The sequence below is a fragment of the Leptospira inadai serovar Lyme str. 10 genome (assembly GCF_000243675.2).
GTDB lineage: Bacteria > Spirochaetota > Leptospiria > Leptospirales > Leptospiraceae > Leptospira_B > Leptospira_B inadai.
The window spans coordinates 190,308-216,480 of sequence record NZ_AHMM02000017.1 but is presented as its reverse complement, the minus strand read 5'-3'; the positions used below and the strand labels follow the sequence as shown (position 1 = coordinate 216,480).

At 41.5% G+C, this 26,173-nt stretch carries 27 protein-coding genes and 1 pseudogene; all 28 read left to right on the top strand.

All coding sequences use genetic code 11. The features are described from left to right. Positions 1-148 precede the first annotated feature (148 nt). The 28 genes and pseudogenes from LEP1GSC047_RS10310 to LEP1GSC047_RS10175 all read left to right on the top strand — a co-directional run bounded on the left by LEP1GSC047_RS10310 (position 149) and on the right by LEP1GSC047_RS10175 (position 26,124). Complete coding sequence (locus LEP1GSC047_RS10310; RefSeq protein ID WP_146036892.1) at positions 149-988, top strand: UDP-2,4-diacetamido-2,4,6-trideoxy-beta-L-altropyranose hydrolase; 840 nt, start codon at positions 149-151, stop codon at positions 986-988. Beyond that, a complete protein-coding gene (locus LEP1GSC047_RS10305; RefSeq protein WP_010418407.1) occupies positions 982-1,449 on the top strand; it encodes a GNAT family N-acetyltransferase in 468 nt (155 codons plus the stop codon). Before LEP1GSC047_RS10310 ends, LEP1GSC047_RS10305 begins: the two co-directional genes overlap by 7 nt. Beyond that, positions 1,439-2,134, top strand: a complete 696-nt coding sequence (locus LEP1GSC047_RS10300; protein ID WP_010418409.1) for a PIG-L deacetylase family protein — start codon at positions 1,439-1,441, stop codon at positions 2,132-2,134. Before LEP1GSC047_RS10305 ends, LEP1GSC047_RS10300 begins: the two co-directional genes overlap by 11 nt. Continuing rightward, entirely contained in the window at positions 2,127-2,819 is a 693-nt protein-coding gene (locus LEP1GSC047_RS10295) for a formyl transferase (RefSeq protein ID WP_010418411.1), read from the top strand. Before LEP1GSC047_RS10300 ends, LEP1GSC047_RS10295 begins: the two co-directional genes overlap by 8 nt. Then, the gene (gene pseI, locus LEP1GSC047_RS10290) at positions 2,816-3,862 is read left to right on the top strand and encodes a pseudaminic acid synthase (protein ID WP_010418413.1); all 1,047 of its coding nucleotides are present in this window, start codon (positions 2,816-2,818) and stop codon (positions 3,860-3,862) included. Before LEP1GSC047_RS10295 ends, pseI begins: the two co-directional genes overlap by 4 nt. Before the next feature lie 50 nt (positions 3,863-3,912). Continuing rightward, positions 3,913-5,130, top strand: a complete 1,218-nt coding sequence (locus LEP1GSC047_RS10285; RefSeq protein WP_010418415.1) for a TIGR04372 family glycosyltransferase — start codon at positions 3,913-3,915, stop codon at positions 5,128-5,130. Between the two features lie 314 nt (positions 5,131-5,444). After that, positions 5,445-6,131 carry a hypothetical protein gene (locus tag LEP1GSC047_RS10280; RefSeq protein ID WP_020988661.1) on the top strand — a complete coding sequence of 229 codons (687 nt, stop codon included), beginning with the start codon at positions 5,445-5,447 and terminating at the stop codon, positions 6,129-6,131. A 76-nt stretch (positions 6,132-6,207) separates the two neighbouring features. Continuing rightward, positions 6,208-7,884 carry a hypothetical protein gene (locus LEP1GSC047_RS10275; protein ID WP_010418421.1) on the top strand — a complete coding sequence of 559 codons (1,677 nt, stop codon included), beginning with the start codon at positions 6,208-6,210 and terminating at the stop codon, positions 7,882-7,884. Between the two features lie 54 nt (positions 7,885-7,938). Further along, the gene (locus LEP1GSC047_RS10270) at positions 7,939-8,901 is read left to right on the top strand and encodes an NAD(P)-dependent oxidoreductase (RefSeq protein ID WP_020988777.1); all 963 of its coding nucleotides are present in this window, start codon (positions 7,939-7,941) and stop codon (positions 8,899-8,901) included. Continuing rightward, positions 8,898-9,569 (top strand): 6-phosphogluconolactonase, encoded by a 672-nt coding sequence (gene pgl, locus LEP1GSC047_RS10265; RefSeq protein WP_010418425.1) that lies wholly within the window; start codon positions 8,898-8,900, stop codon positions 9,567-9,569. Before LEP1GSC047_RS10270 ends, pgl begins: the two co-directional genes overlap by 4 nt. Before the next feature lie 257 nt (positions 9,570-9,826). Further along, positions 9,827-10,714, top strand: coding sequence for an NAD-dependent epimerase/dehydratase family protein (locus LEP1GSC047_RS10260; RefSeq protein WP_010418428.1), 888 nt, complete (start codon positions 9,827-9,829; stop codon positions 10,712-10,714). Positions 10,715-10,852: 138 nt separating this feature from the next. Then, the gene (locus LEP1GSC047_RS22135) at positions 10,853-11,452 is read left to right on the top strand and encodes an acyltransferase (RefSeq protein ID WP_010418432.1); all 600 of its coding nucleotides are present in this window, start codon (positions 10,853-10,855) and stop codon (positions 11,450-11,452) included. A gap of 129 nt (positions 11,453-11,581) precedes the next feature. After that, positions 11,582-12,211: an HAD family hydrolase gene (locus tag LEP1GSC047_RS22525; RefSeq protein WP_052580685.1), complete on the top strand. Its 630-nt coding sequence runs from the start codon at positions 11,582-11,584 to the stop codon at positions 12,209-12,211. Continuing rightward, complete coding sequence (locus LEP1GSC047_RS10245) at positions 12,204-12,971, top strand: HpcH/HpaI aldolase family protein (protein ID WP_010418438.1); 768 nt, start codon at positions 12,204-12,206, stop codon at positions 12,969-12,971. The genes LEP1GSC047_RS22525 and LEP1GSC047_RS10245 overlap by 8 nt, the downstream gene beginning before the upstream one ends. Beyond that, complete coding sequence (kdsB, locus tag LEP1GSC047_RS10240; RefSeq protein WP_010418441.1) at positions 12,968-13,714, top strand: 3-deoxy-manno-octulosonate cytidylyltransferase; 747 nt, start codon at positions 12,968-12,970, stop codon at positions 13,712-13,714. The genes LEP1GSC047_RS10245 and kdsB overlap by 4 nt, the downstream gene beginning before the upstream one ends. A 38-nt stretch (positions 13,715-13,752) precedes the next feature. Continuing rightward, a complete protein-coding gene (locus tag LEP1GSC047_RS10235) occupies positions 13,753-15,438 on the top strand; it encodes a UDP-N-acetyl glucosamine 2-epimerase (protein ID WP_010418445.1) in 1,686 nt (561 codons plus the stop codon). Between the two features lie 23 nt (positions 15,439-15,461). Further along, the gene (locus tag LEP1GSC047_RS21880) at positions 15,462-16,046 is read left to right on the top strand and encodes an acyltransferase (RefSeq protein ID WP_020988601.1); all 585 of its coding nucleotides are present in this window, start codon (positions 15,462-15,464) and stop codon (positions 16,044-16,046) included. Then, the gene (locus tag LEP1GSC047_RS10225) at positions 16,043-17,242 is read left to right on the top strand and encodes an SDR family oxidoreductase (RefSeq protein WP_010418451.1); all 1,200 of its coding nucleotides are present in this window, start codon (positions 16,043-16,045) and stop codon (positions 17,240-17,242) included. The genes LEP1GSC047_RS21880 and LEP1GSC047_RS10225 overlap by 4 nt, the downstream gene beginning before the upstream one ends. 18 nt (positions 17,243-17,260) lie before the next feature. After that, complete coding sequence (locus tag LEP1GSC047_RS10220) at positions 17,261-18,961, top strand: HAD-IIIC family phosphatase (protein ID WP_020988780.1); 1,701 nt, start codon at positions 17,261-17,263, stop codon at positions 18,959-18,961. Position 18,962: 1 nt separating this feature from the next. Next, positions 18,963-19,178, top strand: a complete 216-nt coding sequence (locus LEP1GSC047_RS10215) for an acyl carrier protein (RefSeq protein WP_146036899.1) — start codon at positions 18,963-18,965, stop codon at positions 19,176-19,178. A 513-nt stretch (positions 19,179-19,691) separates the two neighbouring features. Next, a pseudogene (locus tag LEP1GSC047_RS22520) lies at positions 19,692-19,841 on the top strand (DapH/DapD/GlmU-related protein); the annotation flags it as partial. A 31-nt stretch (positions 19,842-19,872) separates the two neighbouring features. Further along, positions 19,873-21,069, top strand: coding sequence for a glycosyltransferase family 4 protein (locus LEP1GSC047_RS10205; RefSeq protein ID WP_010418465.1), 1,197 nt, complete (start codon positions 19,873-19,875; stop codon positions 21,067-21,069). A gap of 8 nt (positions 21,070-21,077) precedes the next feature. Next, positions 21,078-21,623, top strand: coding sequence for a class I SAM-dependent methyltransferase (locus LEP1GSC047_RS20845; RefSeq protein WP_010418468.1), 546 nt, complete (start codon positions 21,078-21,080; stop codon positions 21,621-21,623). A gap of 62 nt (positions 21,624-21,685) precedes the next feature. After that, positions 21,686-22,450, top strand: a complete 765-nt coding sequence (gene rfbF, locus LEP1GSC047_RS10195; RefSeq protein ID WP_010418471.1) for a glucose-1-phosphate cytidylyltransferase — start codon at positions 21,686-21,688, stop codon at positions 22,448-22,450. 11 nt (positions 22,451-22,461) lie between these two features. Then, complete coding sequence (gene rfbG, locus LEP1GSC047_RS10190; protein ID WP_020988622.1) at positions 22,462-23,574, top strand: CDP-glucose 4,6-dehydratase; 1,113 nt, start codon at positions 22,462-22,464, stop codon at positions 23,572-23,574. Next, positions 23,550-23,999 (top strand): dTDP-4-dehydrorhamnose 3,5-epimerase family protein, encoded by a 450-nt coding sequence (locus LEP1GSC047_RS10185; RefSeq protein WP_010418475.1) that lies wholly within the window; start codon positions 23,550-23,552, stop codon positions 23,997-23,999. The genes rfbG and LEP1GSC047_RS10185 overlap by 25 nt, the downstream gene beginning before the upstream one ends. Positions 24,000-24,047: 48 nt before the next feature. Beyond that, positions 24,048-25,202, top strand: a complete 1,155-nt coding sequence (locus tag LEP1GSC047_RS10180) for a DegT/DnrJ/EryC1/StrS family aminotransferase (protein ID WP_010418478.1) — start codon at positions 24,048-24,050, stop codon at positions 25,200-25,202. Continuing rightward, on the top strand, positions 25,186-26,124 hold the full coding sequence (locus LEP1GSC047_RS10175; RefSeq protein ID WP_020988702.1) for a glycosyltransferase family 2 protein: 939 nt from the start codon (positions 25,186-25,188) through the stop codon (positions 26,122-26,124). The genes LEP1GSC047_RS10180 and LEP1GSC047_RS10175 overlap by 17 nt, the downstream gene beginning before the upstream one ends. Positions 26,125-26,173: the final 49 nt, after the last annotated feature.

The following is a 26,173-nucleotide window of genomic DNA, read 5'->3' as shown; positions in this document are numbered from 1 at the left end:
GCTCTCGTTTTTAATTTTGGTGTTTATATTTACCGAATGCTTATCGAATACGGGTTTGGGACATCTCAGGCGTTGTACCGCGCTGGCAGAAATAATAAACGAAATCGCGGAAGACGTTTTTATCGTACTCCATACTGACGGAACCGGTTTGAGCGATAGGTTTCCGGTTTCGATCGTCGTCTTAGATTGGAAGAACAGGGAACAGCGAACCGCCTTTTTGGAAGGAAAGAATGTAGACGCGATCTTTGTAGATTCTTATCTCGCAGACGAGATCGTTTATGAAGAATTGCAAGCCTGGACTAAGAATCTGATTTGCATAGACGACACGAATCGGATCCGATATCCGATCGGTTCTACGATTCTGAATCCCGGCTATGGCGGGATTCACTTAGAATACGACGCTTCTAAAAACCGTATTGCAACCGGTGGAGAATATGTTCTTCTGCGGCACCCTTTCCGGGAGAAAATTTCTTTTCCCAGTACTAAGGAAAATGTAGAATCAGTTCTTATTACTGTCGGCGGAGAAGACCGCTGGAATTTGGTTCCGAGAATTTTGGAAATAATAAACGCCGATTTTCCGAAATGGAAAAAGAAAATTCTTTTGGGACCGGCGTTTTTAAATCTAGACGAAATCAAAAAAAAGAGCGATGAAAATACCGTACTTCACTCCGGCTTAAGTGCGCAGGAAATTCGGGAATTGATGCTAAGTGTCGATTTTGCAATCACAGCCGGAGGTCAAACGACTTACGAATTGCTAAAATGTAGGGTGCCGATGATCATTATCGAAACTGCGGAGAATCAACGGGAAAATATAAGAGGGTTGTCGACTGAAATTCCGGGGCTTGCACATATCGATAAAGATTTGATCTCATTAAGGACCGAATCGAAGCGGATCGTTAGTTATTCTTTTCGAAATGATTTACGGGAACGGATGCGTAAAACCTGTTTGGCTGGAAATGAAAAGATACGCTCTTTACTCTTATGTTGAATTTAAGAAGAGCGACGGAGAAAGATCTACTTCTCTTATATGATTGGGCGAACGATTCGGAAGTCAGAAAAGCCGCGTTTAATTCCCGAACTATAGGTATGGAGGACCATTCGTCTTGGTTTCTTCGAAAGTTAACCCGATCGGATTCCGACATTTACATAATGGAATTCGAAAATATTCCGGTGGGACAGATCCGTTTTGACGAGCGGGAAGAACGGAATTCTTATTTGATCGATTACTCCATAGATTTAAAATATCGCGGAAAAGGTTTCGGATCGAAAATTATAGAGCTGGGGATGAAAGCTCAGATGGATAAATTCCGGAAAGATTTGGAATTCATAGCCTTAGTGAAAAATCAGAATATCTCTTCCCGAAAATGTTTCGATAAGATCGGTTTTCGACAAGATGATCGAACGGAAGAATTCATAACCTATAAGTACGCCGGACGGTATGAAAAATAAAATCATTCTGACTGTGGCTGCACACCCTGATGACGAAATTTTGGGTTGCGGCGGAGCAATGGCTAGGTTCGCGGAAGAAGGTCATGAAATTCATATCTTGATCTTAGCCGAGGGATTGACGAGCAGAGATTTAAAAAGGGATCGCGATGCTAAAATCGGCGAGCTGAGCGAGCTAAGTCGATGCGCATCGAATGCAGGGAAGATCCTGGGAGTTAAATCGGTCGAGCTTCTTGATCTGCCCGACAATCGTATGGACTCCATGGACCGACTGGATATCATTAAAATCGTGGAAAAGAAGATCGAGGATGTAAGGCCTGGCGTGATCTTCACTCATTTTTATAACGACTTAAATGTGGACCATCGACTCGCGAACGAAGCGGTAGTGACTGCATGCCGAGCTTTTCCGGGGCAAACGGTAAAGGAATTATATTTTTTTGAAGTGCAATCCAGTACTGAATGGCAGATCCGCAATTCTGCCGGGAATTTTACGCCGAACTATTTCGTTTCGCTTTCCGAAAGACAATTGCAAAAAAAATTAAGCGCACTTGCAGAATATCGCTCGGAGATGCGGGAATTCCCTCACGCTAGATCGCTGGAGGCCGTGGAAGCTTTGGCGAAATGGAGAGGAGCTTCGATAGGATTTCCCTCGGCTGAAAGTTTCGTCTTAGGAAGAAAAATTGTCTAAGCCGAAGATCATCATTCTTACTTCAAGAAAATGGAATGAATGGATTGCGAATGACTCGGAAATACGAAATATCTCCGAACCGAAGTTAATCGCATCCATCGAGGAATTTAAGTTGGAAGCCCTCGTGGAATTCGAACCCGAATTCATTTTTGTTCCCCATTGGTCTTTTGTGATTCCCGGAGCGATATTTTCTAAGTTTAGGACCGTCATCTTTCATATGACGGATCTTCCTTACGGGCGAGGCGGAAGCCCTTTGCAGAATCTGATCCAACGCGGCCAGGCCAAAACTAAGATATCGGCCATCGAATGCGGAGAAGGTTTGGATACGGGAGCGGTTTACTGTAAGCAGGATCTGGATCTTTACGGATCCGCGGAGGAAATCTTTTTACGCGCCTCTAAAGTGATTCGTTCGATGATCGTAAAAATTCTCGTAGAAAGGATGGAGCCAATTCCGCAGCGGGGAGAGGTGACCGAGTTTAAACGAAGAAAGCCGGATGAAAGCGATCTTACCGGCAAGAAATGGGAGAACGGAACGGAACTTTATGATTTTATCAGAATGTTAGACGCACCCGGCTATCCCAAAGCTTTTATCGATCTCGGGGAATTCAGGATAGAGCTCTCGGAAGTTTTTATAAAACAGGAAGGACTGAAAGGGACCTTTGAAATCAGGAAAAAAATCTTATGATAAGAATAGGAAATCATACGATATCTAAATCGTCCTCCCCGTTCATCATTGCCGAGATGTCAGGCAATCATAATCAATCCATAGAGAGGGCGTACGAAATCATCGATGCCGCCGCTGCCGCAGGAGCTCACGCTTTAAAAATCCAAACGTATACATCCGATACGATGACCATCGATAAATCAGATGGAGAGTTTTTTATTTCCGACCCGAAGAGTCTCTGGAAAGGATCTTCTTTATACGATTTATATAAAGTTGCTTACACTCCTTGGGAATGGCATAAGCCGATTATGGATCGGTGTAGAGAAAAGGGAATTCTTTGTTTCAGTTCGCCTTTCGATTTTACGGCTGTGGACTTTTTGGAGAAATTGGAGGCCCCGGCGTATAAAATCGCCTCTTTCGAGAATATCGATATTCCTTTAATTAAGAAAGTAGCAAGTACAGGTAAGCCTATCATTATTTCCACGGGAATGGCTTCCGTATCCGAAATACACGATGCGGTTCAGGCGGTCCGCGCCGAAGGAAACGATCAACTGATCCTATTGAAGTGCACGAGCACATATCCCGCGACCCCGGAAAATACGAACATATTATCTATTCCTCATATGAGGGAGCTCTTTAATTGTGAGATAGGATTATCCGATCATACTATGGGGCTCGGCGTGTCCGTCGCGTCTGTAGCTCTCGGCGCCACCGTAATAGAGAAACATTTCACACTAAGGCGTGCGGATGGCGGAGTGGATTCCACTTTTTCCATGGAACCGGATGAGATGAAAGCGCTCGTAGTAGAGACGGAGCGAGCCTGGCAGGCTTTGGGTAAAGTAAGTTACGGGCCTACCGAAGCGGAAAAGAATTCACTGGTTTTCCGTCGCTCGCTCTATATCGTCGAAGACATGAACGCGGGAGATATTCTTACGAAGAATAATTTAAGAAGTATTCGCCCCGGGTTCGGTCTGCCTCCGAAATACATCGAGTTAATTCTGGGGAAGAAAGTGAATCGGAAAGTTTCCAGAGGTACTGCCTTACATTGGGATATGTTAGGGTAAAATCTTACATAAGGACATGTTAGCCGATATGTTTAATAAAAAGAGGATTCATGCTCGCAAAGTTAATTAATAAAACTAGGAAAATTCTTTTTTTTATCATTCTAGTCCCGCCGGTTATAGTCATTCGAGCTTTAAGACCTTTCATCAAAATATACTTTATGGGAATAGGCTCCAATCGAATGGGCCACTTCATTTTCGACGCCGAATATATGTTAGCGGAAAAGGAACTTTACCCGCAATCATACCAAGGCATAATACTGTATTACTATCATAAGATAGTCGCCAATTCCCAATGGGATAAAATGGTAAGGCGGCATTTTAAAATTTATGATATAAGCAGGCATTTAGCTTGGGCGAACGGCAAAATTCCTTTCGGCAGATTCCATTATAAACCTTCCGTTGCAGAGAGGTTTGCGACAGCGGACGGAAACGGCGTTTTAGAAAAGACGAAGCCGCATATCGCTTTTACGGAGGATGAGGATGCTAAAGGTCGGGACTTTTTAAGATCTTTGGGGATGAAGGAATCGGATCGATATATTTGCTTCAACATTCGAGATGAAGCATATATGAAGATTCATTACGGCAGCGTATCGCAATTTAACGAAAATATACCCGAGTATCATTGGTGCAGGAATTCCGACATCGCACTATATTATAAAACGATGCAGGCTTTGATTGATAAAGGCTATTGGGTTATCAGAATGGGCAAGGAGACTGAAAAAGAGATAGGAATCAAGAGTCAAAAAATTATCGATTATCCTAAGTCAAATTTTAAAAGCGATTTTTTAGACATGTGGTTAGGAGCTCATTGTCACTTCATGGTTACCACCGGTTCGGGAATCGATACTCTCTGCCATGCATATCGAAAGCCCGAAGTATGCGTATCTTTAATCCCGATTTCCATAGTCGCATACATGCATTGCGGCAGCATCAATATCTTCAAACATCTTAAATTCAAGAATGGAAGGAGATTGACCTTCGCCGAAATTTCCGCAACGGGCGCCTGGGAATTCGGGAATTCAAAGGTGTTTTTCGATCATGGCATGGAATGGGAAGACAATACTCCGCAAGAAATTTATGATGCGGTATTCGAAATGGTCGCGCGATTGGACGGTGCTTGGGTCGATAAGAAAGAAGACGAAATTTTGCATGAGAAGATTTGGCAAATTCTATTAAAATCGCCTTCTTATTCACGGTTTTATAAAGTTCCGAAGCATCGTATCGGAACTCAATATCTGAGAGATCATAGAGAATTATTAAACGCATGAAAATTCTATCTCAAGATCATCCCTTGTTTTGGCATTATGTGCGTTTTTTACAAAGTTCGTCTGGCTACCACTCCGCTCAATATTCTGAACTAAACTATAGATATTACATCCAGCGACCTTTGGATAACGGAACTATTATAGAAGCGTGCTCCTTTGTTATTTTGAGGAATGAAGTTCCTATAATCGCATTCTTAAGCGCAGTTATGATAGACTCGAACGGGAAAAGGAAACTATCTTTCGGAGAATTGCCTAGTACATTGATTATAGGAAATATCGAGCCAAGTAACGTTGAGATAGGGGAGTTCATTGTAAGGATGAATTCGTTAAATTTCGATAATATTACTCTCTTCGATTTCTTGTCGGAAAACCACCTTTCATTTTATACTCAGGAATTATTGTCCAATAATAGCGGTTCGTATAATGTGCTCGAATATCCTCTCGTCTCCTTGTTTAAGGATAGTTCCATTTTATTTTCAAAAATTAGGAAAAGCTACAAAAGCCTATTGAACTGGGGAGAGCGAGAACTCGTAGTAAAGAAAATTAATAGCAAGAATATTCAATGGAAGCATTTCGAAAATTTTATGCGCATGCATATCGACGTATCCGGAAAACAAACTAGAAGTGAAGAGACGTGGAAATTACAGCATGAGATGGTTACGAAAGAGGAAGCATTTCTATTAATCGGATATTTAAATAATAAGGCCATTAGTTACGGGTTTTTTCCGTATAACTTTAAATCTTGCTATTATGGTAACTCGGTGAGTTTAAGGGAATATTTCGATAAGCCTATTTTTCATAGATTACTCTGGGAGGCGATTTTGTATGCAAAGGACTTGGGGTGCCAGTATTTCGATATTTCTCCAATGAGCTACGATGATGATAAATTGACGGATATTGCGAAGTTCAAGAAAGGATTTGGGGCGGATGTCCGGCTCGTTCTGCGCGTTGCGGGTAATTCCTCAAAGAACAGTCTTGAGAAAAATCTTCAAATTCGACAATAAATACTCGTCTGTCAGATTCGTTTTGTAAGTCTTCTATCTAAATTTTAACCACACTTTTAAAATACATTTTAAATTAATGAAAATTGGAGTTTTACTTTCGCATCCTAAGGATCTATCTTATGTAAAAAAAAAATTGCCGGCAGAAGTACATTTATATGCTCATGAAATTCAAACCGCCCTTTTTCTACCGGATGAAAAGATAAGTTATTTTTTTGAACCGAGTTCATCCAGCAATGAACTTGAACAATTAACTAGATTTCTGACGTTCAACTGGCATCGGGATGAAGAGGGTGCGGATTTTCTTTTTGCCGTAGGTATTTCTCCCGGCCAAATCATGGCGGGGAGCCTTTGGGTAGCATTCGCTTCTTTCTACAGAGAATGGGATGCTTTAAAGAGATTATTTTCAGTTCGCAATTTAGATAAACTGCTTGTATCAAAGAACGAAAACGAACGCTTCTTAAGAATTATTCAAAGGTTTCCAGCTAATTTCGAAATTTTCGATCCTGGCCATAATGAGCCTAGCCTTATACCTTCATGTAATGATCGTATTTTAGGATCTTTTCCGTTTATAGATGCGAGGGCGGCCATAGTTTCTCTAATACAAAAACCGATTCTCGGGAATCTAAAGGGAAAAACTCTTTTCTTGAGCGAGTGGACATTTAAAAAAAGAGTCGTTAGATGGGAACATACTCTTTTAATGAATGGCAAGAATATTCTAAAATCTGCATATATCAGCGGAAAAAGTGATTTTGAAAATGAAGGGGAAGCTCGCTTTCCCTCGACCCTTCCCGAGACGATTAACGGTAAATTGATCTTCGATAAGATAACCTTGTTCGGTCAAAGTTGGGACCAGGCTCTTTGCGACTTAATTGCAGAAGATATCCAACTTCGCTATAAGCGATATCGATCTTATTTTATCAAGACTTGGTCCATTTACAGAAGCTTGTTGGAGCGCTATAAACCCGTAAGAGTTGTTCTCCCTGGCGAATTATTCGAGCCGTACATCATTCTCGCCCAGATTGCTCGAGATATGAAAATCGAAACTGTTTTATGCGTTGATGGTTACCCGGTTACGGTATCTGGGCCATTCTTAAAGACGGAAAACAATATCGATTGGATCTTTGATAGGATTTTAGCGGCGGGTCAAGCTACTGAAGATCATTACCTTTCCATGGATTTTCCGATAACTAGGATTATTAAAATTAAACCCACTATCATTGATACTCTAGAAGATCAGAAGCCCGTTTCTACCGAGGAGAAATTTGACGCGATCGTAATGACATGGAGTCCATTTCATTATAATCCGGCAAGTCGAGAAGAAAGTTCGATTCATATCGTATTGGATGTTGTGAGATCTTTAAAATCCATGGGTTTCAAAAAAATAGGAATAAAAGTTAAGTCGGTCGGACCAGAAAAGGAAATTTACGATTTACTGAGTACCGAAGGTGACATTCTCGATAATATTGAAATTCTTACCGGAATGTGGTATCAGCACGTTCTAAAGGCAAAGATAGTGATTGGCGGTTTTAGCTCCGGAATGTTAGAAACTTCTTATTGTAGGATTCCTTATTTTACATACGAACCCTATGAAAACGGATATTCCGATTGGTGGGTTGAACAGAGCGTTATTATCAAGAAAGACGGAGTTGCTCGAACTTTGCCTGCGCTAGAAAAGAATATTAAGGAAGGCTACACCGGAATAACTAGCGATCGAGAATATTTATTTCAGGGCCCAATGTTTGCCGTCTGGTAAAACGAGAACTGTGAATTGTTCCGACTAGACTTATCAACGTATTAATTCAGCTCAATGTCAAAAATTTTCATTTCAACGTACCCTTTTTGTCGAATTGACGCAACTCCAGCAAAGCTTCTTCAGGGAGCGGGTCATGAAGTGGTTCAGAATCCCTATTCCCGCAAACTTACTCCCGCGGAGGTCGTCGAGCTTGCTCTCGATTGCGACGGAATTGTTGCCGGGACGGAGGAATTATTGCCTTTAGTACAAGAGAGTCGAAAATTAAAGATAATCGCTAGGGTTGGCGTGGGCTTAGACAGTGTTCCATTAGATCTTTGTAAATCAAAGGGAATTAAGGTTTCGTACACGCCCGATGCGGTAACCCCTGCGGTAGCGGAACTTACGATCGGATTAATGCTCGATATTTTTCGAAAGATTACGAAGGCGGATAAGGAGCTTCGACAAAAAGGTTGGTCTCGCCCTTACGGTAGAAGAATCGGGACGTCAGTAATCGGAATCATCGGTTTCGGACGAATCGGTTTTGCCGTCGCAAAAATACTGTCTTCCTTTCGGCCAACTATGATCCTTGTGCACGATCTGATCGATATTTCCGACAAAATCAGCCTAATTCGGAACCAGGAGATCAGTATTTTACAGGTTTCTAAACAGGATTTATTGAAACAAGCCGATGTAATCACTCTCCATGTTCCCAAGAACTCATCTAGTATCGGACTTATTTCTCAATTCGAATTATCTTTGATGAAAGAATCCGCTTATCTAATTAACACTTCCCGAGGAGGAATTGTGGACGAGGTCGCTTTGTTTAACGCACTTCGGGAAAAGCGAATTTCCGGCGCTGCGATTGACGTTTTCGAAGAGGAACCTTATACAGGGCCGTTATTAGACATCGAAAACACCGTATTAACTCAGCATATGGGTTCTTGTTCGGATGATTGTAGGGCGGACATGGAGCGAGAAGCCTGCGAGGATATCGTCAGGTTTTTTGCCCGAGAATCATTAAGGTCGGAAGTGATTTGAATTCGAAGCACTTTAGAGAAAAAGGAGAATATTTGATCTATTCGAGAGAGTATATCAAATATTTGGCGAACCGTACGATACAATCTAGTAAAGAGTTTCATATCGTACTCGCCGGAGGAGAAACACCTCGGGAAATTTACAAATATTTGAGAGAGATCGATACCGATTGGTCAAAATGGATCTTTTGGTTCGGTGATGAGCGCTGTCTCCCGATTGGACACTCCGACCGGAATAGTACTATGGCGGAAGAATCTCTCTTCAATTCTCTACCTATAGACGAAACTCAAATAAAAATAATTCCGGCACAAATTGGAGCAGTTCAAGCCGCAGAAGAATACTCCTCGGCGCTTTCGGAAATTTCAATTTTCGATCTAGTTTTGCTGGGGATCGGTGAGGACGGGCATACGGCGAGCCTGTTTCCAGGAAATAATCTTGGAAGTTTGCCACAATCTCCGTCTGCGATTCCGGTCCTAAATGCACCTAAATTTCCTAAGGAGAGAGTAAGTCTTTCCTTAAATCGCCTGAATCGATCTAAAGAAGTATTATTCCTAGTATCGGGTAAAGAGAAGGGAAAAATTTTAGAAAGAATCAGTGATCGGGAGGATTTGCCCTTCCGTAAAGTAAAAGGATCCGAGAATACGAAGATACTATATTGGAACGGCGAGTAAAATACGATTTCGTAAACCTGCGCGTTCTTTTTTCATGAGTCACAAGGAAAAGTAAGAGAAAAACAATATGATAAGCAAAACAGATTATAAGTCTATCTCGAAGGTTCGCGCCAATCTAGTATACACTCACGAAGAGTGGATGAAATTACGGGAAACAGCCGGCGTTTATTAGAAAAAGAACTCTATCATAGCCTTAGGCTGAATTCTTCCCGCTAATTTTTTGTTCGAAGAAACCGTTTATCAGGTACTTAAAAAATATGAATATTCTTGTAATTGGCGGCTCGGGCTTTCTCGGATCTCATGTCGCAGATCAACTTAGCGAAGCCGGACATTCCGTCTCCATATTCGATAGAGTACCTTCTCCTTGGTTAAGAGATGATCAGAGAATGATAATCGGAGATTTGCTGGACCAGGAACGAATCTCCGATGCGATAAAGGGATGCGACATTGTCTATAATTTTGCGGCTTTGGCCGATCTAAATCAAGCGATCGACAAGCCTATCGATACGGCACGCATTAATATATTAGGAAATATTTATGTATTGGAGGCCTGTCGAGTTCATAACGTGAGGCGATTTCTTTATGCAAGTACTGTGTACGTATTTAGTCGGGAAGGTGGATTTTACCGGTGTAGCAAACAAGCTTCCGAGAATTATGTGGAGGAATACCAAAGAATATTCGGAATGAATTATACTATTTTGCGATATGGATCGCTCTACGGCCCGAGGTCGGATGAGAGTAACGGCCTCTATCGTGTGGTTAAAAAAGCGTTAGAAACCGGCCGGATCTGTTATGAAGGCAGTCCGGATGCATTGAGGGAATACATTCATGTCGAGGACGCTGCGAGGGCCAGCGTAACTGCAATAGGCGAGGAGTTCCGTAATCAAAGCGTTGTTCTCACCGGACAGGAGCCGATGAGAGTTCATGATCTTCTGAAAATGTTGGCCGAGATACTCGGTAGACCGGACTCCGTAGAGTTTTCCGATGGAGAGCAGATCGGTCATTATGTCCGCACTCCGTATTCCTACCAACCCAAATTGGGCCGAAAATTTATCCCTCCTCTGCACGTCGATTTGGGACAAGGATTGCTGCAGTTGATTGACGAGGTTAGGCGATCGTCCGGGCAAGCGGATTCGCTAAATTAAGCATCAGCGAATATTTTTGAATTCAAATTCTAAAGGTGAATACTGACAAAGCCTTGGCCGTTGTAATCGGGAATTCTTTTCGAATTATCGAAATTCCATTTTTGAAAATGTTTTGTTTAATAATATTACGGATGGGTTATGCGGATACTCAAGAGAATATTTAGAATTATTTATACTAGCCTTACCGATCGCTTTCTTTTGCAGGCTAGGATAGATAAATATTTAGGTAAGTTGGCCGTATTTTTTCGAGTAGTTAACCTGAAATGGAGAATCAAGTCTCTCGGAAAGTCGACAGTATTATGGAAGGGAATAAGTATTACGGGCGGAAGAAATATCTCGATTGGAGACGGTTTTTTCGGGATGGGGAACTTATTCTTGTACGGTGCGGACGGTGAAATAAGGATCGGCGATAACTGCTCGTTTAATACGAATGTGATTGTCGGCGGGTCCGGTGGATTGATAGAAATCGGAAATAATGTTCTGATAGGCCCGAACGTCGTACTGAGAAACGCCGATCATGGAATCGCTAGGCATACGCTAATTAATAAGCAGCTTCATAGCAGAGGTACGATAATTATCGAAGATGACGTTTGGTTGGGGTCGAACGTGGTTGTAACAAGGAACGTAAAAATTGCCCTAGGAAGCGTAATTGCTGCGGGAGCCGTCGTTACTCACGATACGGAACCTTATTCGATTAATGCAGGCGTTCCTTCTAAAAAAATCGGAACTCGAAAGTAATCCGATTCTCGAATTGTACTAGTCTCCAATATAGAATCTATCATTTGAACCGATTTTTCCGAATGATTCGATGTTTCTTCCCGAAATAAAAATCGCCCGTATCTTTAATATCAATTTTGGTTTCAAGTCATTTTAGCTAATTATAAAATTCTATTTTGGGATTTCGATGGGGTTATAAAAGAATCCGTCGAGGTCAAGACGGACGCATATCTGAGTTTGTTTTCGGAATTCGGAAGCGGTTTGCAGAAAAGAATTCGAGAACATCATGAAAGTAACGGCGGTGTGTCTAGATTTGAGAAAATTCCTTTATACTTAAATTGGGCCGGTCAGTCGGAGAATATCGAAACTGTAAATGATTATTGCCTTAGATTTTCGAAAACCGTTTTTCAAAAAGTCATCGATTCGCCGTGGGTTCCCGGAGTACAGAGATATCTCCGGCTAAACTCGCAAAGGCAAAGCAATGTACTTGTGACTGCGACTCCTCAGAAAGAGATTGAGGAAATTTTATCCCATCTTCGAATGATGGGAATGTTTAAAATGGTCTTCGGGGCTCCTGTTCGGAAATCGGACGCGATACGTGAAGTTCTGCAGACTGAGAATGTTTCTTTGAATCAGGCTTGCATGATAGGAGACAGCGATTCGGACTACGATGCTGCAGCGAAGAATGGAATACAATTTGTCCTGAGAAAAACGCAAGAGAATGTTGAATTTCAAAAAAGGTGTAAGACGCATATGATATCGGATTTTCTAAATGAATAAACTGGAAGCAGTTCAAAGAATCCGTAAAACACTGAATGAGGGAGGAAATTCCATCGGAAGCTGGATGCAAATCCCGCATTCCTCGATCGCTGAAATTATAGGGCAGGGCGGTTACGATTGGGTCGCCATAGATCTTGAACACGGCTCTATCGGTGTCCAGCAATTGCCCGATTTGTTCCGAGCTTTGGAGTTGGGAAATACTCTTCCTTTGGTTCGTATTTCGCACGGTGCCGCTAAAGATTGTAAGCAAGCTTTAGATGCCGGCGCCGGCGGGATAATCGTTCCAATGATCGAAAGCGCAGCACAACTCGCTCGGATACGGGATGCTTGTTGCTGGCCGCCGACAGGAACGAGAGGAGTGGGTTTTTCAAGAGCAAATCTATTTGGAAAAAATTTTAGCGAGTACAGTATCCAAGCGCAATCTCCCTTATTAATAGCTATGATTGAAAATATTCATGCCGTAGATCGACTGCTTGATATCGTAAAGGTGAAAGGCTTGGATGCCATTTTGATAGGACCCTACGATCTTTCCGCATCGATGGGAATGATCGCTAAATTTGATGACCCTTCGTTTTTAAAGATTATGGATCAAATTCTTAGAATATGCGGAGAATATAAAATAGCTTGCGGAGTCCATGTGGTCGCTCCTGAACCCACGGAATTATTCAAGAGAATGCAGGAAGGATATCGTTTTCTTGCTTATTCTATCGATGCCGTTTTCCTTACGAATAGCGTAAATAAACCTGGGATGGTAAAATGAAGATACTTGCATTGATACCGGCGAGGATGGGGAGCAGTCGCTTTCCCGGCAAGCCGATGGCGAAAATTTTAGGGAAGCCCATGATCGGGCACGTTTATGAGCGAGTTTCTCAAAGTTCAATCTTGTCGCTTACCGCTGTGGCAACTTGTGACACGGAAATCGCGGAATATATACGGAGTATCGGCGGTAAAGCTGTTATGACCGGAAGCCATCACGAGAGAGCTTCCGATCGATGTGCGGAAGCTTTGGAAATTCTTGAGAAGGAAAAAGGAATCCGATTCGACATAGTCGTTATGGTGCAGGGAGACGAACCCATGACGCATCCGGAAATGCTTCGAGAGTCGGTTGAACCTTTGCTCGAAAATAACGATATATCCGTAGTGAATCTGATTTCCAAAATTGAATCTGTCGAAGAATTCGAAGATAGAAATTGCATTAAAGTAGTCTGCGATCTGAACAATAATGCGATTTATTTTTCCAGGGAACCTATTCCTACTCGTTCTAAAGTGGACCAAGTTCCTATGTTCAAGCAAGTTTGTATTATTCCGTTTAGAAGGGACTTTTTGATCGAATATACGAAGCTTGAACCGACTCCGCTGGAAATTATAGAATCCGTGGATATGATGAGAATATTGGAACACGGGTTGAAAGTAAAAATGGCACCGACTAAATATAAGACCAGTGCTGTGGATACTCCTGAAGATTTAAAGCGCGTAGAAAAATTGATGGAAGCTTTAGTATAACTTAATGTACGAGATGCGACGGAAACTTCGATAATTCTATGCAAAGATCGAAAGGCGGAAAAGAAAAATTCGATTCCTCTAAAGAATGGCGTTGGGAACAGACGAGGGAACTCTTTACTGATTGGGTGGCAGAATGGCCGACTGTATCCGGCTTCAAAAAGTATCTGCTATGGGATGGTTTCCCGATCTGGTGGGTCACCAATTTGGTTCAAAAGGATGCCTTTACGAATAATGCCTGGTACATCGAGCTGCACCGTCGCTTGAAAGGGGAAAGGGCAAAAAGATTTCGACCCAAAAATTCCTTTTTTGTATTGTTTCGCCTTCTGCTCGATTTTCTTAAACACTCTGTTTTTTGGCTCTTAGTGAGATCACTTCCCCCAAAGAAAGCAATAAGCGAAAAACGAATTTGGTTTCATGGTTTAGAGTATAACATTATAGAATCGAAAGGGCTTCTCTTCGATCGAATGTATGAAGGGTCCTATCTTCTCGACGAAAAGTTCGATTACACTAGCGGCTTTTTGGTTCGTCTGAATTTTAATAAAGCGGATATTCTTAGGCATCGTTCATGGCGGAGGAAGATATCGAGTTACCATGCGCGGTTTGAGAGGGATCTAGTCTTTTTGGACAGTTATTTGCGTTATTCCGATATTGTGGAAATTTATATTTCTATAATCAAAAATTATATAAAATTCCTGATATTTTGGGGAAGGAAATCGAATCGGAAAATCACCGTCGGTGCCGTGGAGTTTTCGGACATAGTTTTCTCCGAGCTCCAGAATAGTTTTTTAGGCATTATTCCCTGGAGCCTTTTGTACGCGGCAATGTTCCAACGATGGCTGGACGAACAGGAAAAATCTCCGGTCATCGTTAACTATGGGGAGACTCTATCTCCGATTCGAGCTGTTAATTATAAGGTTCAAAATCATATTTCAAAACCGATTTGGGTGACAATTCAGCACGCTACGGCTTATCGTAATAAATTAGGTTTGTATCATAGATATTCGGAATTTAATAAATTACCGGACAATAGTGACGACTTCCTATCTCCGATGCCTGATTATTATTTTATTCATGGTAAACAATTCGAAGATATATTAAGAGAATATTATCCCAAGGAAAGAATCGTAAAAATAGGATGTCTTAAATACGATAGTCTTTATGCATTAAAACGAGAGATTCGGAAATCGAAAAAGAAACCGATTCGGGGAACCAACGTTCTGGTCTTGGCTCCTTCGATCGGGGATGAGGAAATGATCTTGAGATTATTTTCAGGACTCGATTCGATAGACGGTTGGCGCCTAGTCTTGTCGAAGCATCCGATTGTTCCTGAAAGTCATATAAAGAAAATTATCGATGAAAACGATATCAGAATTTCATTGGATAGAATTCCGTCGATGTCCACAAAGGATTTAATTCCGACTTCGACGGCGGTCTTAACCGGCTTTTCCGGTATAGCTCTGGAGTCCGTTTATCTAGGAGTCCCGGCGATTCGAGTTCTCGATCCCGATATACCGCCCGCAGTTGAACAAGAACCCGGTATTCCTTGGATTGAAACCCAGTCGGAGCTATTAGATTTGTTAAGGCACTATCGACAGAAGCCGAAATCTTTTCTTGCAGATCGAACGATCGATCAAACGATCCAAGATTTCTTTTTTAAGATTGATGGAAAGGTTGCCGAAAGGTTCTGGATCAATCTCGATACGATAATTAAGGGAAAAGTTTAATACTTTTAAACGTTCGCATCAGTATGCTTCTTAGGTTATATTCGTTCTTTCGATTGTTTCTTCATGCTATTTGGGTAGATTTATTTTTTCGACTGAGAAGCGTTTTTATTTTCGGTTTTGCGAATATTCTTCCCGACTTTCTTATCTTCTCGATTTTTCGTCCTCTGCTATGGCGGCTAACGGGAGTGAATATTCCTATTTTTGGCTCCTGCGTCATCCGTAAAAACGTTTGGGTAGAGTCGCCTAATGGATTGAAGATCGACGATAAGGTTCAAATTAACAGGGATGTTTATATCAGTTCGAATGCTTCCGTTATTATCGAGGAAGGGGTTCGGATTGCTCCGTCAGTAATGATCATCACTATCTCGCACGAGGGAAAAAACTTCGAACAGGATATCCTATCACCCATCCATATCAAGAAGTTTAGCCATATCGGCGCCGGGGCAGTTATCTTAGGCGGAAGCATAATCGAGGAAGGAGTGGTCGTCGCTCCGAATGCAGTACTTCAGGGCGATACAAAGCCTTACGGCGTATATGTCGGAAATCCTGCGCGAATGGTATCAAAACGGGAGTTCGAAACAGACATTACAAAGGAGGAATCCAAGTGAGAAAGTTCGAAGACTTCCAAGTAGGAGAAAAGGCATCTCTCTCGCATCAAATTACTCAAAGCGATCTGGATCGATTTGTGGGTTTGACCGGTGACGACAATAAATTGCATGTCGATCCAAAATTTGCAGCGGACACTTCCTTTAAAAGCCCGGTCGTACACGGATGGTTAGGCGCATCGTTTATTTCCACTTTGATAGGAACTAAATTGCCGGGGGACGGGGCGCTCTGGTTTTCTCAAACGTTGGATTTCCTACTACCGGTTCGAGTGGGGGACGAAATTTCGGTTAACGCAGAGATTATCGGTAAGGAAAGTCGGGAAAAGTTCATTACTCTCGATATAAAAATATTAAATCAACATGGTCAGATTGTAACGAAAGGAATTTCGAAAGTTAAAATTATCGGACCGATCTATTCTGTCCTAAAGGAAGATGAAACTTCGAATCAAATTAAGAATCGGAGAGCCGTAATTATAGGGGCGACCGGCGGAATCGGCTTGGCGACTGCGAGCGCTCTGGCGGAATCAGGTTATGATTTAGTGATTCATTATTCAAGCAAATACGAGGCTGCTCGCGAATTAGAAACCTCTCTTCGGCAAAAATTTCCAGGTCAAAATTTTTATCCTATAAAGTCCACGTTCACGGACTCGAAATCGGTGCGGGAATTCAAAGAAGCAATCATTCGGTATTTTGATTCGATAGACGTTTTAATTTATTCAGTTTCGAGTAAACTTGTAACGGTTCCTTTTGAGCAATCATTCGATCAAGATTTTATGAATCATTTAACGGCGAATATCTTGATCCCATACTGGATAGTGAAGGAGTTCGCGGATTTCTTCGAAAGGAAAAATTCCCCCAATATCATTCTGGTATCGTCAATGGCGGGAGATCAACCGGTGAATGGTTGGTTGGGCTACTCTACTTCGAAGGCGGGTATGAACGCGCTTGTGAAAGGCTTAGCTCTCGAACTGGCGAGCAAGGGAATTCGGGTAAACGCCGTGTCGCCATCCATGACGGAGACGGATTTGATTTCAGAGATACCATCCAAAGCGCGATTAATGATAGAGGCGAAATCTCTGCGTGGTAGATTAGCGAAACCGGAGGACGTGGCGAATTCGATTGCATTTCTTGCGTCGAAAAAGGCCGACTACATTACCGGAGAAATCTTGCGAGTTACCGGCGGACAATTCGCGATTTAAAGACTGAGGAATTCATTCGTGAAATATCCAAAATATTCCGAACTTTTAAAAGCTAATCAGGAGAACTTTAATCTTTCTGAACCGATTTACGATGCGGTCGTTATCTCAAACGTAATCATGGGTCAGTTTAAGGATATAAGCGAATATCATTTAAGAAATAGTCGGGTTAATGCAGTAGTAAAAACAGGTGAGTACGATAATCTTCTTCAAGACGCCGCAAAGTATAAAGACGCGGATTGCATATTCCTATTTTATGAAATGGGGAATATTTTGGATCAATATGCGTTTAATGATCCAAGTAGCCTTTTGTCAGCTGAGGAACTTCGGGATAAGATAAAAGGAGAATTACTATTTCTCTTTTCCGAGTTGCGGAATAGTAAATTAGTTTTTTTTAATTTATTTTCGATATTGCCTTATAGTTCTCATACCATAGCTCCGATCTTTTCGGATGCGACCATCGACGAATTGAATATTTTTGTTCGTGAAAATGCGCCTCCTTCCTTTCAACTCGTTGCTCAAGACAAAATTTATGCGAGAGTCGGACTACAAGAGGCGTTTGATCTCAGGTTTTTTATTTCTTCTAAAGCACCGTTTAAAAACGAATATTTTCACGCTTACTCGGAATTAATTTTGCCGGCTATTCTGACCACATTGGGAAGAGTTAAGAAAGTTTTGGTCCTTGATTGCGATAACACTCTTTGGAAAGGGGTCGTTGGCGAAGACGGGATCGAAGGAATTAAAGTATTTCGCGAGGTACAATCCTTGATTGTAAGACAGAATAAGAAGGGAGTGCTTATTGCCATCGTCAGCAAGAATAACCTCGAAGATGTTGAAAAGGTATTCCATTCAAATTCTGATATGCTGCTAAAACCGGAACATATAGTGTCTTGGAAGGTGAATTGGCAGGATAAAGCGACGAATATTAAGGAACTTGCGGGAGAACTTAATCTTGGTTTAAGCAGTTTTGTATTCGTTGACGATAGCGATTTTGAAGTAAATTTAATTCGGGAAAATCTCCCTGAAATACATTGTATTCAGGTTCAGAAGAATTATACCGATTATGTTCAGACGATGATGACTCTAGATTCCATATTTTACAAAAAAGTGGTGAGTAAGGAAGATCTTGAAAAAACCGCTCAATATCGTACGGAATCGTTGAGGAAAACGAGTAAAGTAAGTTTCGATAATATAACGGATTATTTGAAATCTTTAAACCTAAAGATCACGTTTTACGAAGACCAATCGAGTCAAATTTCCCGGATAGCTCAGCTTACTCAAAAGACGAATCAATTTAATCTTACTACTAAGAGGTACACTGAATCTGAAGTTCAGAGGATGATCGAAAGTTCGGATTGGAAGGTATTTAGCTTTCAAGTTACCGATCGTTATGGCGATTACGGTGTGACGGGAGCGTTATTCGCAGAGCTAAACGGAAGGGAAGCCTTTATTGATTCTTTTCTTCTGAGCTGTCGTATACTTGGACGTAATTTGGAAAAAAAGATCATCGAAACGGCTATGAATAGATTAAAGATTCTTGGGATTGAAAGGATAGGAGCGGAATTCGTTCCCACTGAAAAAAATTCGCAAACCGAGGATTTTTACGAGGAATTTCAATTTGTTTGTAGTTCTAAAACCGCTGAAAAAAAAGAGTACTTTATCCATGTTGAAAACCTTCCCAGGCAGGATCTGGATTATATAGAGGTAATTAATGCGAGATAGATTGATTGAAGTAATGTCGAATGTATTCGCGGTCGAAAAGGATCAGATTACGGACGAAATCGCGATCGGTAAATTCAAAGGTTGGGATTCTCTCCGACATATGAGCCTAGTACTGGCTCTAGAAGAAGAGTTCGGAATCCGATTTGACGATGATGAGATTCCGAATCTTATCAGTTTCAAATTAATCCTTCATGCTCTTGATGCACGGGTGAGTTGATTCTATAAATTTACTATCCAGAATTTCCATCGGCGATTCTATAAGTTATCGCCGATCTCTCATACTTGTTTCTTCTATATAAGTCGTAATACTTTGAAAATTAAATTCCTTTTTCAAAATCTGGAAGGTTATAGAATTCGAATTCTAACTTTGCTGGTCACAGTTTACGTGACTCTTCGTTACTTTCACTATTTCATTCGCATAGGAGCTAAAACTAGATTTTTAGGAGTCCCCGAGTTTGATCCGGACCTTCGGGAACCCCTTTCAGTAGAGCTCGGAAATTTCGTCGCAATTCATCCGAACGTGAGCTTTAGAGGACGCGGTAAATTAAAAATCGGCGAGCACAGTAGTATTAATAGCGGGGTAATCTTCGGATTAACGTGCGACATGAGTGTCGGTTCACATGTCATGATCGCAGATCGGGTATCCTTTCGAACTGCAGATCATGATTTTACTGATCTCGAAGTTCCTATGTTAGAGCAAGGAGAGATCCGAGGTTCGATAACTATCGAGGATGATGTTTGGATCGGTGCGAATGTTACCGTGCTACGCGGCGTTACGATTCATCGAGGAGCGATTGTAGGCGCGAACGCTGTTGTTACCAAGGATGTCGACGAATATTCGATTGTCGGCGGAGTACCTGCACGAGTTATCGGAAATAGAAAATCAAAGGCATCTAAGACGGAGTAACGATTTGAGGATCGCGGTTTGGTGGCATCAGGAATCCTGGGGAGGCGTGGATACTCATCTTCTCACTTTACTCTCAAATTGGCCCGGTGCAGCAAAGGATGAGTTCGTAATCATTCATAATGAAGACAACGAAGGGTTGAACAGAATTCGAAAATCTCTTGAGTCGTTCAAAAATATTTCCTTTATCGTTAGAAAAAGAAATAAACGGCTCTTCGGTTTTTTGGGGAGGCTGTTCTCTTATTTTGTACTTCCGTTTTTCTTTATATTCGAAATTTTGAATGGAATCCGTATTTTAAAAAAAGCCGGAACGTTCGATGCGATTCTTTGTGTTAACGGGAATTACCCGGGTGCATGGAATTCTTTAGCGGCGCTTAGTTCTGCAAAGCGATTGGGAATTTCTAAAAGAATGCTGCTCGTTCATCATGAATCACAGGCAAGACGGGTTTTTTTGAATACTTTCGAACATTTGATCGATATGACGGTTCAGAGATCCGCTACCGATCTGGTTTGCGTGTCGCTAGCCACGAGGAGAACACTAATCGAGCGTAGGGGTTTTGATACGGTGTTGAATCCTATTCGAGTGATTCATAATGGAATCGATTTCGTCGACTCGCATACTCGTTCGGTCGTTGATCTTCGGGAAAAGTTCAAAATCTCTTCCAAGGAATTACTTATAGGAATGTTGGGGAGAATCGAGAGGTATAAAGGACATGAAGACCTTTTGATTGCTTTATCAGAAATTCAAGATGGAGAGAGAAAAAAGATTCGATTATTATTTGTCGGCGGCGGAGAGGAGGGAGAATTAAATCGTTTGAAACGATTGGGCGAGCATTTAGGAGTCGAGGAACGAGTTGAGTTTGCCGAATATATTCCCGGAGCACCTGGCGCAATCATTCGTCAATTCGATTTACTCGCAATGTTGACTAAAGACTTCGAAGGTTTTGGGTACACGATTGCGGAAGCGATGCAAGTAGGGACTCCGGTACTTGCGACAAAAGTCGGAGCGGTGGAAGAATTTGCTTCTCCGCCGATTGCTTCCCTAGTTCCCCCGGAATCCCCTTCTTCCATCGCAACCGTACTATCCGAATTTGTCCGAAATCGCAAAGAATTTCGAGACCGTGCGGCTCTCGCGAAGACACATATTCAATCGTTTAACGGAAAGACGATGGCGGAACGATTTTATTTATTATTAACGACCTAGAGGAAAGAATGAAATTAAATTTAGGAGCGGGTTCAGATATTATCGAAGGGTGGGTTAACCATGATATCGCACAATTGCCGGGAATATCCGTCGTCCACGATCTAAATTCTCGACCTTGGCCCTGGAAAAATGAAAGTGTCGATGAAATCAAAGCGTATGACGTGTTAGAACATCTTGACCAATTTCTTCCTTCTATGGAAGAGCTATGGAGAATATTATCTCCGAAAGGTAAATTATCAATTAGCGTTCCGTACTATAATAGCTGGTGCGCGGCAGCCGACCCTACGCATAAACGCGGCTTTCATGAACTAACATTTCAATTTTTGAATCCAGATTCTACCTATTGTCAAGAAAGGCCTTACTATACAAAGGCACGATTTCGCATAATGAAAGAAACGTTCGTTTTGGCTCCATTCAGTCCTTATTTTTCCTTACCGGGTGTTTCCGAAATTCTCGTCACTGGAAAACACAAGAAAAAAGTGATCGGTTTGATCGGTAATTATTTCATAACTAATTTAATTTTGGATCTTAGATACATTTTGGAAAAAGCATGAGAGTTTCTTTCCGAAATTCGGAATATCCTTTCTTATATCGAAATTTTAACGAGCGGTATTAAATGAAGACAGTTATCCTCTGTGGCGGGCTCGGAACCCGTTTAAGTGAAGAAACGACGGTAAAGCCGAAACCTATGGTGGAGATCGGCGGAAGGCCGATTTTATGGCATGTAATGAAGATCTATGAAAAATTCGGGATGACTGACTTCGTGCTCGCCTTAGGTTATAAGGGTGAAGTTATTAAGGATTATTTTTTGAATTATCATGCTCGAATGAGCGATCTCACGGTTCATTTGCGTAGCGGGAGTGTCCAATACTCTAATCCGACCGCGGAAGACTGGACCGTATCTTTAATCGATACAGGCGCGAATACTCTTACGGGTGGCCGACTACTTCGATTAAAGGATTTATTATATAATCAAGGTACGTTTATGCTTACCTACGGGGATGGGGTCTCTAATTTGGATATTTCCTCCTTGATTCAGTATCATAAATCGCACGGTAAGATCGCTACGGTTACTGCCGTTCGCCCTCCGGCGCGATTCGGCGGAATGGGAATCGAGGCCGGTGCGGTTAAAGAATTCAAGGAAAAACCTCAAACCGGTGAAGGATGGATTAACGGGGGCTTCTTTGTTTTTGAGAATAGAATTTTCGATTATTTAAAAGATGATACGACTGTGCTGGAGCAATCCCCATTAGAAAACTTGGCAAAAGATAATCAACTTATGGCCTTCGAACATTCGGGTTATTGGCAATGTATGGATACGATTCGTGATCGGGATACTTTACAGCAATTATTTCAATCCGGAACAGCCGCTTGGCTATAGGTTTCGCATAAATGTTTTCTAATATTTATGAAGATAAAAAAGTTTTAATAACCGGCCATACTGGCTTTAAGGGAACGTGGTTGACCGCCTGGTTGCTGAAATTAGGTGCGAGGGTCGTTGGTGTTTCAAAAGATATTCCGACTCATCCTTCTATGTTCGAGGTACTTGGATTAGAAAATAAAATCAAACATGTTCTTACAGATGTTCGAAATTTAGATTCTCTCCGGAATATTATTTCCGACGAAAAACCGGACTTTATTTTTCATTTAGCAGCCCAAGCAATTGTTTCCTTATCCTATACGGATCCAGCGGAAACTATAACCACCAACGTTATCGGAACAATGAATCTTTTGGAGGTTCTTCGAAATTACGATCTTCCTTGCAATGTCGTACTTATAACTAGCGATAAATGCTACGATAACGCAGAATGGGTGTGGGGCTATAAAGAAACGGATGTGCTAGGTGGTAAGGACGTCTACAGCGGCTCTAAAGGCGCTGCAGAATTAGTGATTAAATCCTACTTTCATTCTTTTTTTAAGCAAAATCATTCGGTACGTCTCGTAGTCGGTCGAGCGGGAAATGTAATCGGAGGAGGAGACTGGGCTTCCGACAGAATCGTAGTAGATTGCATGAAATCTTGGGCCGTAGGAAAACCGGTCGAAATTCGGAGTCCTAAAGCCACTCGTCCTTGGCAGCATGTCTTAGAGCCTCTTAGCGGCTATCTTACTCTCGGAGAGCGGCTTGCAAAGGACGTAAAGATCCATGGAGAAGCGTTTAATTTTGGACCTCGATCGGAACAGAATCGTACAGTAGTGGAGCTGTTAGCAGATCTAAGTAGGTACTGGGGTTTTGAAGATGCTAAAGAAGCTTATAAAATCACTGACAATATTCCGTTTCACGAAGCCGGACTTTTAAAGCTAAACTGTGATAAAGCCTTATTCTTTCTTAAATGGGAATGTACTTTATTTTACGAAGAAACAATTCGTTTAATAGGAGATTGGTACAGCTCTTACTATAAAAAAAATCAAAATATCTACGACTTAACTATAAACCAAATCAAAGAATATGAAAGTATCGCCAAAGAACGAGGAAGAGCTTGGTGCGTAGTAAAATCGACGGATTAGTTTTTACTGAAATTCCCCAAATTTTAGATCCGCGTGGGGCAGTATTACATGTCCTAAGGGAGGATTCCTCGGATTATTCTAGATTCGGAGAATGTTATGTTTCCGAAATTTTTCCAGGAGCTATTAAGGCTTGGAAAAAGCACGATAAGCAAATACAAAATCTTGCCCTCCCGACTGGTAGAATTAAGCTAGTGACCTATGACGATCGTCCGGAATCTGCGAGTTATAAAGAACTACAGATCGTAGAAATAGGTCGACCGGACGCATATTACAGAATTCATATTTCACCGGGAATATGGTACGGGTTTACTTGCATCAGTGCGAATCCTGCGTATTTGATTAATTGTGCGAATCAAATTCATGACCCATCCGAAAGCGTAAGTATCCCTATGGACGATCCCAGAATTCCTTATCGCTGGTATTAATTGGAATTTTCTAATGAATATCACGAATCATAATTAAATCTTCCTTATATGTCATTACGAACTCCTGCTAAACTCATTCGACTTTCGAAATCTTGTCTCGGTCCGGCGGAAAAGCAGGCTGTTCTCGGCGTGCTGGATCGTGAATATCTCGGAATGGGTAAGGATGTTCAAGAGTTTGAAATGCTCTTGATGAAATATTTCAATCGTCCAGCGCTTTGCGTTGTCAATGGTACTGCCGCGCTTCAATTAGCGGTGCAATCTTGCGGGTTAGGCATAGGGGACGAGATACTTGTCCCCTCCCTTACTTACGTCGCCTCTTTTCAGGCTATTTTAGCAACAGGAGCGAGGCCGATTGCATGCGAAATAGATGAAGAACAATGCATTATGGATTGGAGAGACGCCGAAAAAAGGATCACAAAAAAAACAAAAGCGATTATGCCGGTTCATTATTCGGGCGGAGTAGGTGACTTAGATTCCATTTATGAGCTGGCTCGCAAATACAATCTTAGAGTAATCGAAGATGCGGCTCATGCATTTGGTACTACATATAATGAAAAATTGATAGGTTCCTTCGGAGATATAGCTTGCTTTAGTTTCGACGGAATTAAGAACATAACTAGTGGAGAAGGTGGTTGCATTGTGGCAACCGATTCCAGGATTCTTGAGAGAATTAGGGATGCACGTCTTCTTGGAGTGGAGCGCGACACGGAAAAGAGATATTCCGGACAAAGAAGTTGGGAGTTTGACGTTACCGCTCCAGGGTGGCGATACCATATGAGTAATATTATGGCCGCTATCGGAATTGAGCAGTTAAAAAGGTTTCCAGAACTCTCGGGAAAAAGACAAACGCTGGCCAAGCTATACGATTCTAAATTTGAAAACTTTAAGGATATTATAAAACCTTTAAATAGAGATTATAATACCGTCGTTCCTCATATTTACGTAGTGCGCATTTTAAAATCGTATGATCGAAAGAATCTACAAGAAAAAATGTTAGAAGCAGGGATTCAAACCGGAATTCACTATCAGCCGAATCATGTTCTGTCCTTATTTAAATCGAATCAATCTTCCAAACTTCCGATAACGGAAAAAGTCTTTTCCGAGCTATTGACTTTACCTATGCATCCTGATTTGAGAGAGGATGATGTTGAATACGTTTGCAAAACTTTATTAAACGAGGTGGCAAGTGCTCCGGGAAAATGATGATAAGTCGACTCCTTTGATTAGTGTCATCATGAATTGCTATAATAGCGCAACTTATCTTCGTCAAGCGATTGATTCTGTTTACTCGCAATCGTATAAGAATTTCGAAATTATTTTTTGGGATAATGCGTCCACTGACGATAGTGCTGAGATTGCCAAAAGTTACGATTTTAAAATAAAATATTATCGTGGATCTGAGACAATTCCGCTCGGAGCAGCTAGAAATAAGGCGATCGAAAAGGCAAGCGGCGAGCTCATTGCGTTTTTGGATTGTGACGACTTGTGGATGCCCTTAAAACTAGAAAAGCAAGTCCCACTTTTTCAGGACTCGGAAGTGGATTTAGTATTTTGCGATTCGCTCTTTTTTAACGATAGCGGTTATGAGAAAAGGCTTTTCTCAAAAACTAGATTTTACACTGGGCATTGTTTTTCCAAATTATTATCAAACTATTTTCTCTCGATGGAAACGATCGTTATAAGGCGATCAGCTTTAGATCGTTTAAGTTACTGGTTCGACGAGCGATTCAATATGATAGAAGAAGCCGATCTTTTTCGAAGGATCGCCATGACCGGAAAATTGGCTACGGTAAACGAAGTTTTGGCGAAATGGAGAATTCATTCCGGAAGTTGGACCTGGCAAAAGACGGAACTCTTTTGGAAGGAAACAAAATTAATGCTTGAGGCTTATGAAGAAAAAGATCCCGAGTTTTCCGTTAAATATAAGGAGGAGATTAGAATATTGAATTCCGGATTGGCACGCGAGGAAGCTATCCATCTGCTTCTAATTGGCGAGGCGAGAAAGGCCAGGAAGAAAATTATGGAAGATAATTCTGTTTTTAAAGGCAAAATTATATTATTACTAACTTTTTTTCCCTCTCGCTTATTGAAATTCGTTTTCAAGCTTTTGGGAAAAGCGAGCTGACGATTCGTTATAATTCTCCATTCTCGAATCATATTATAGCATTTGAAAT

Coding starts and splice junctions, on each gene's coding strand:
- LEP1GSC047_RS10305 (WP_010418407.1), top strand. CDS start 982: ATGTTGAATTTAAGAAGAGCGACGGAGAAAGATCTACTTCTCTTATAT.
- LEP1GSC047_RS10300 (WP_010418409.1), top strand. CDS start 1,439: ATGAAAAATAAAATCATTCTGACTGTGGCTGCACACCCTGATGACGAA.
- pseI (WP_010418413.1), top strand. CDS start 2,816: ATGATAAGAATAGGAAATCATACGATATCTAAATCGTCCTCCCCGTTC.
- LEP1GSC047_RS10285 (WP_010418415.1), top strand. CDS start 3,913: ATGCTCGCAAAGTTAATTAATAAAACTAGGAAAATTCTTTTTTTTATC.
- LEP1GSC047_RS10280 (WP_020988661.1), top strand. CDS start 5,445: ATGAATTCGTTAAATTTCGATAATATTACTCTCTTCGATTTCTTGTCG.
- LEP1GSC047_RS10275 (WP_010418421.1), top strand. CDS start 6,208: ATGAAAATTGGAGTTTTACTTTCGCATCCTAAGGATCTATCTTATGTA.
- LEP1GSC047_RS10270 (WP_020988777.1), top strand. CDS start 7,939: ATGTCAAAAATTTTCATTTCAACGTACCCTTTTTGTCGAATTGACGCA.
- LEP1GSC047_RS10260 (WP_010418428.1), top strand. CDS start 9,827: ATGAATATTCTTGTAATTGGCGGCTCGGGCTTTCTCGGATCTCATGTC.
- LEP1GSC047_RS22135 (WP_010418432.1), top strand. CDS start 10,853: ATGCGGATACTCAAGAGAATATTTAGAATTATTTATACTAGCCTTACC.
- LEP1GSC047_RS10245 (WP_010418438.1), top strand. CDS start 12,204: ATGAATAAACTGGAAGCAGTTCAAAGAATCCGTAAAACACTGAATGAG.
- kdsB (WP_010418441.1), top strand. CDS start 12,968: ATGAAGATACTTGCATTGATACCGGCGAGGATGGGGAGCAGTCGCTTT.
- LEP1GSC047_RS10235 (WP_010418445.1), top strand. CDS start 13,753: ATGCAAAGATCGAAAGGCGGAAAAGAAAAATTCGATTCCTCTAAAGAA.
- LEP1GSC047_RS21880 (WP_020988601.1), top strand. CDS start 15,462: ATGCTTCTTAGGTTATATTCGTTCTTTCGATTGTTTCTTCATGCTATT.
- LEP1GSC047_RS20845 (WP_010418468.1), top strand. CDS start 21,078: ATGAAATTAAATTTAGGAGCGGGTTCAGATATTATCGAAGGGTGGGTT.
- rfbF (WP_010418471.1), top strand. CDS start 21,686: ATGAAGACAGTTATCCTCTGTGGCGGGCTCGGAACCCGTTTAAGTGAA.
- rfbG (WP_020988622.1), top strand. CDS start 22,462: ATGTTTTCTAATATTTATGAAGATAAAAAAGTTTTAATAACCGGCCAT.
- LEP1GSC047_RS10180 (WP_010418478.1), top strand. CDS start 24,048: ATGTCATTACGAACTCCTGCTAAACTCATTCGACTTTCGAAATCTTGT.